We start from the raw sequence: 5,265 nt of genomic DNA on the forward strand, positions 1-5,265 counted from the left end.
GCGATGGCCCAGTCGAGCGAGGAGGGGCCGCGGTCGCCGGGCGGTCCCGGATGCACGATCAGGCAGGTGTGCTCCCGCCAGACGTCCTCCGGCAGGGCCGTCTTCAGCATCGGCGCGACGATCAGGTCCGGGCGCAGCTCGCGGACGGCGGCGCGGACGGGGTCGGCGCCGTGGGTGGCGAGCACGACGTCCACCCGGTGTCCCTCGTCCGACAGTTCGGCGTAGACGCGCTGGGAGAGGCTGTTGAACGCGCTGGCGACGAGCAAAATGTCCATGACACGGCATGTTCGTCCGTGTCCGGGGCGCTGGGAAGAACGCCTGCGGCGTTTCGCCCTCGTCGGTCGGGCCACTTCCTCCATCCGGATCGCATTCCCGCCGCGCCGGGGCTCCCTCCGCGACCGGCGCGCCGGGCGCGGAGGTCGGAGAATACAAGTACTCGGGCGTTGCCCCGTGAGGAAGGAGCCGACCTCATGAAGCACGACGAGATGATCGGAAAGGTGCAGGCGCTCGCCCGGCTGCGGGACCGGGGGTCTGCGGAGCGGGCGACGCACGCCGTGCTGAGCACGCTGTCCGAGCGGCTGCCGCCCGGGCTCGCCCTCCATGTCGCCGCGCAGCTGCCGCCGGACCTGGCGACGGTCGTGCGGGAGGCCGTGGACGGGTCCGTCGGGCCCGACGCGGGCACCTCGGGCGAGCGGTTCGGGCTGACCGTCTTCGCCGGACGGATCGCCGACCGGGCCGGCACGGACGAGGACACCGCGCTGCGCGATGCCGCCGCCGTACTGGAGGTGCTCGACGCCGCTCTCGCGCCCGAGCTGACCGAACGGATGGCCGGGGCGCTCCCGGCGGACATCCGGGAGCTGCTGCCCGTGGAGCGCGCCATCGGCAACGACTAGAGGCGGCAGGCGGCAGGCGGCAGGCGGCAGGCGGCAGGGATCCTGACGACGAGACCCACACGGGCGCCCTCCGCCCCACCCGGCCGCCGCCCGCGGATGGTGCACGGCAGGTGACCGTCCGCTCCCCGCGGCGCCGGGGCCGTGATCCGAGCGGTGCGGGAGCGGACGGAGCGGGGATGCGGGAGCCTGTTCCGGGCAGGGATCCGGGCGGAGACCCGGGCGGGGCCGAGCGCGGAAGGCCGTCGGTGGCGGAGACGGGCCCAGGGCTGTTCCTGCGGCGGGCGGAGGAGGGGCACCCGTCTTCCGGACAGCGCGAGCAGGTCGGCGCTTCGCAGGCGGCTGCTGTCACGTTCCCCTGTCGCCGCACGTCAGCACAGCATGGATGTCTACGACGCCGTCACGAGCAGGCGCGCGGTCCGCGCGTTCACGGACGAGCCCGTCCCGCGGGTGACACTCGAACGGGTCCTGGCCGCCGCCGCCCGGGCCCCTTCGGGCGGCAATCTCCAGCCGTGGCGGATCTACGTGCTGACCGGTGCTCCCTTGGCCGAGCTGAAGAAACGCACCGCCGAGCGGGCCGAGTCCGGTGGTGCCGGGGACGAACCGGAGTACCTGATGTACCCGCCGGCGCTGAAGTCCCCCTATCAGGAGCGGCGAGCCGCGGCGGCCGGCCAGCGCTTCGGCGCGCTCGGGATCCGCCGCGAGGACCGCAGGGCCCGCCGGGAGGCCGTCACGGAGAACTGGCGGTGCTTCGGCGCTCCCTGCCTGCTGCTCTGCTACATCGACCGCGCCATGGGCGCGGCCCAGTGGGCCGACCTCGGGATGTATCTGCAGACGGTGATGCTTCTGCTGCGCGCGGACGATCTGCACAGCTGCCCGCAGATGGCCTGGTCGGTGTACCACCGGACGGTCGCCGAGGTCGTCTCGCCGCCCCCGGAGCTGATGCTGTTCGCGGGCGTCTCGGTCGGCTTCAGGGATCCCTCCGCGCCCTTCGCCCGGATCGACCGGGCTCCTTTCGCACAGACCGTGACGTTCGTGGGCGATGCGCAGGTGCCGCCCCGTCCCTGAGCCGCCGCCTCGGCCGCGAGGGGAGCGACGCCCCGCGCCCCGCGCGCCGGGTACGGGCTCGGGCGCGTTGTGCCGCCCCGCCCGTGGCTTGCCCTTACCGTTCTCTAGATGTGACGGGCAGTCAGAGCGCGGCAGCGGAATGGAGGCGGGAGGCCGGGTGGGCGGTGCGGGCGGACGGAAGGGCCGGGGGCGCCGGGCGGGCGGGCCCGTGCTGGGCAGCAGGCCCTCGTACCGCGTCCGGCTCCCGGCGGCCGCCCGCGGCGAGCCGGACGGACCGGTGGCCGCCCGCACGGTGCCGTGGCTGCGGGTCGCCGCCGCCTACGCCTGGCGCCTCATCCTCGTCGGCATCGTCGTCTACGGCGTCTTCGGCGTCCTGGGCCGGTTCCAGCTCATCGCCGTCGCCCTGTTCCTCGCCCTCGTCGTCACCTCGGTGCTGCGTCCGCTCGCCGATCTCCTGAACCGGGTCTTCACCAGACCTCTGAGCGTGGCCGTGGCCCTCGTCGGCAGCATGCTCCTCCTGCTGGGGCTGTTCGCGCTCGTGGGCAACGCGGTGGCGAACGAGTCGAACAAGCTGGCGGGCGAGTTCCGCGGCGGGGTCCACCGGATCGAGCTGTGGCTGCAGGGGCCGCCGTTCCGGCTCAGTTCGGGCAAGCTCTCCGATCTGCAGCGCCAGGTGACGGACTACATCGCCGGACACCAGGCCAGTCTGCTCAGCAGTGCCGTGTCGGGGCTGGGCCGGGTCGTCGAGGTGATCACGGCCGGCGCGCTCGCGCTCTTCGCCTCCGTCTTCTTCATCCATTCCGGGGAGCGCATGTGGGCCTGGGCGCGCGACCAGTTGCTGCCGAGCGGCGCCCGTGCGCGATGGGACCGGGCCGGGCGTGCGGCCTGGCACACCTTCGCCGGCTACACGCGCGGCATCATCATCGTGGCGGCGACCAACGCCGTCCTCGTCGGCATCGCCCTGCTCGTGCTGCAAGTACCGCTCGCACTGCCGCTGACCCTGCTGGAGTTCTTCGCCACGTTCGTCCCCCTGGTGGGCTCGCCGGTCGCGCTCGGGGTGGCCACGGTGGTCGCCCTGGCCGGGCGCGGCCCGCTCACGGCCGCCGCCGTGCTGGTGCTGATCGTGGTCATCGGCCAGCTCGAAGGGCATGTGCTGCACCCGCTGGTGATGAGCTGGGCGGTCCGGCTGCATCCGCTCGTGGTCGCCGTGTCCGTCATCGGGGGGAGCATCGTGGCGGGGGTGATCGGAGCCGTGGTGGCCGTCCCGTTCATCTCGGTGGTGTGGGCGGTGCTGCGCGCGATGCGCACGATGCCGGCATAGGCAACTCCCGGTCGGGCCAGTGGAGTTGCCTGCCGCCGCCGCACGATCCGAACAGGGGATCAGTTGTTCCCTGGAACAGGTGATCGTCGCTCATCAGAGCGGTGGGACGCGTCAGCCGGGTCGATACTTTCGGTGTGCAAACGACGGGCTGCAGACCGTGGTCGGCGCACAGGTCCCACTCATAGCCACACACCGAGGAGCAGCACGATCATGAACCTTCTCACGACGTCCTCGCCGGGATCATCCACTTCATCGGGTGGCTGGTCTGACGTTCCCGGACGCGTGAAGAAGCGCGGCGCCGTCTCCCCGTCCCAGGGAGGCGGCGCCGCCGTCGTCGTACGGTTCAGTGCAGGGCCGCGGTCACGAGGCCGCGGATCTCCTGCTCGGTCACGCCTCCCCCGTTCACCAGCCGGTCGAAGACCAGCCCGTCCACGCAGGTCAGCAGCGTGACCGTACGCTCCTCGGCGTCCCTGACGCCCTGCGCGGCGAGGAAGTCCTGGACGGCCTGCCGGGCGACGTTCTCACGGGGCACCAGGATCTCGCGCAGTTCGGGGTGGTGCACGCTCTCGATGACGCAGGCATAGCGCGCCAGGGAACGCCGTCGTGCGGCCTCGGCGAGCCTCAGCTCGGTGAAGGCCATGAGGCCGGCCACCAGGTCGCCCGCGCTGCGCGGGGCCGGCGTCCTGCCGCCGATCTCCTGCAGCTCCGCCTGGTCGAGTGCCACCAGACGCCGGACCAGCGCGGTGAGCAGCGCCTGCCGGGTGCGGTAGTAGGCGGAGGTGGTTCCGGGCGGCAGGTTCGCCGCCTGGTCGACGGCGCGGTGCGTCAGGCCCCGCATCCCGCTGTCGGCGAGCACGCCGATGGCCGCGTCGGCGAGGAGGGTACGTCGATCGGTGGACACCCCCTCTTTCTACACCCCCGCTTCTACGTCTGTAGAGAGTCCGCGTTAGCCTGCTTCTACATCTGTAGAAGACGCGCCGGAAGAGCGCGCACGGGCGGAGGGGACCGGCATGGGTGGTACAGCAGTGGTGGTCGGGGGCGGCATCGGCGGGCTGGCCGCCGCGCTCGGGCTGCGCCGGATCGGCTGGGAGGTGACGGTCGTCGAGCGGGCCGCCGCCCTGGCCGACGCGGGCGCGGGCATCTCCCTGCACGCCAACGGGCTGCGCGCGCTGGACGCGCTCGGCGTCGGCGGGGCCGTCCGCGCGGCGGCCCGGCCGCAGTACACCGGGGGTACGCGCACCCCCACGGGCGCCAGGCTGGCCCGGATGGACGGGGCCGCGCTCGCGCGCGAACTGGGCACCCCGATCGTGGGCATCCCACGGGCGGAGCTGCACCGTGTGCTGCGCGCTGCGCTGCCGGCGCAGTGCCTGCGCGTAGGCGTCACCGTGACGGCGGTCGACCGCTCGGCGGCCGGCCGGGTCACGGTCCCGGTGGGCACGGAGGATCTGGCGGCGGACCTGGTCGTCGCGGCCGACGGAGTGGGCAGCCGGCTGCGCGGCCAGGTGTTCCCGGACCATCCCGGACCCGTCTACAGCGGGTCTACGGTCCTGCGCGCCATCACGGCGCAGCCGGTGGGGCTGCGCAGCGACTTCGAACTGACCTGGGGGCCGGGTGCCGAGTTCGGCCACATCGCTTTCGCCGACGGGCGCGCCGAGTGGCACGCGGTGCTCAACTCGCCGCCCGGGGTACGTCATGCCGATCCCCTCGGTGTGCTGCGCCGCCGGTTCGGGGGCTGGCACGACCCGATCCCCGCGCTGCTGGCGGCGACCGCGCCCGAGGCGGTGCTGCACCATGACATCCACGAGCTGGCGACGCCCCTGCCGTCCTTCGTCGCAGGGCGGATCGCGCTCCTCGGTGACGCGGCGCATGCCATGACGCCGCATCTCGGCCAGGGCGCCTGCCAGGCCCTGGAGGACGCCGCCACCCTGGCCGCGGCGGTCGCCGACGCGCCCACGGTCGAAGCGGCGCTGGCCCGGTACGACGCCG

The 5,265-nt window shown here is 73.5% G+C and carries 5 protein-coding genes and 1 pseudogene; 4 read left to right on the forward strand and 2 right to left on the reverse strand.

What is annotated here, in order from left to right; genetic code table 11:
- Positions 1-275, reverse strand: a pseudogene (locus tag AB0H32_RS46650) (hydrogenase maturation protein); the annotation flags it as partial.
- Positions 276-470: 195 nt separating this feature from the next.
- On the opposite strand from AB0H32_RS46650, the gene AB0H32_RS46655 reads away from it, so the two are divergent.
- The 3 genes from AB0H32_RS46655 (at position 471) to AB0H32_RS46665 (ending at position 3,279) form a co-directional block, all read left to right on the forward strand.
- Entirely contained in the window at positions 471-893 is a 423-nt protein-coding gene (locus tag AB0H32_RS46655) for a DUF2267 domain-containing protein (RefSeq protein ID WP_361135302.1), read from the forward strand.
- A gap of 378 nt (positions 894-1,271) precedes the next feature.
- Positions 1,272-1,958 carry a nitroreductase gene (locus AB0H32_RS46660; protein ID WP_361135305.1) on the forward strand — a complete coding sequence of 229 codons (687 nt, stop codon included), beginning with the start codon at positions 1,272-1,274 and terminating at the stop codon, positions 1,956-1,958.
- Positions 1,959-2,097: 139 nt separating this feature from the next.
- Complete coding sequence (locus AB0H32_RS46665; RefSeq protein ID WP_361135308.1) at positions 2,098-3,279, forward strand: AI-2E family transporter; 1,182 nt, start codon at positions 2,098-2,100, stop codon at positions 3,277-3,279.
- A 343-nt stretch (positions 3,280-3,622) separates the two neighbouring features.
- On the opposite strand, the gene AB0H32_RS46670 is transcribed toward AB0H32_RS46665, so the two are convergent.
- The gene (locus tag AB0H32_RS46670; RefSeq protein ID WP_361135311.1) at positions 3,623-4,180 is read right to left on the reverse strand and encodes a TetR family transcriptional regulator C-terminal domain-containing protein; all 558 of its coding nucleotides are present in this window, start codon (positions 4,178-4,180) and stop codon (positions 3,623-3,625) included.
- Positions 4,181-4,289: 109 nt separating this feature from the next.
- Between AB0H32_RS46670 and AB0H32_RS46675 the strand changes: the two genes are divergently transcribed.
- A partial coding sequence (locus tag AB0H32_RS46675) for an FAD-dependent monooxygenase (protein ID WP_361135314.1) occupies positions 4,290-5,265 on the forward strand: 976 nt, incomplete at its 3' end.

The organism is Streptomyces sp. NPDC020362, assembly GCF_040642095.1.
GTDB lineage: Bacteria > Actinomycetota > Actinomycetes > Streptomycetales > Streptomycetaceae > Streptomyces.

Bases quoted from the DNA above. Each gene is read 5' to 3' on its own strand.
- AB0H32_RS46655 (WP_361135302.1), top strand. From the start codon at position 471: ATGAAGCACGACGAGATGATCGGAAAGGTGCAGGCGCTCGCCCGGCTG.
- AB0H32_RS46660 (WP_361135305.1), top strand. From the start codon at position 1,272: ATGGATGTCTACGACGCCGTCACGAGCAGGCGCGCGGTCCGCGCGTTC.
- AB0H32_RS46665 (WP_361135308.1), top strand. From the start codon at position 2,098: ATGGAGGCGGGAGGCCGGGTGGGCGGTGCGGGCGGACGGAAGGGCCGG.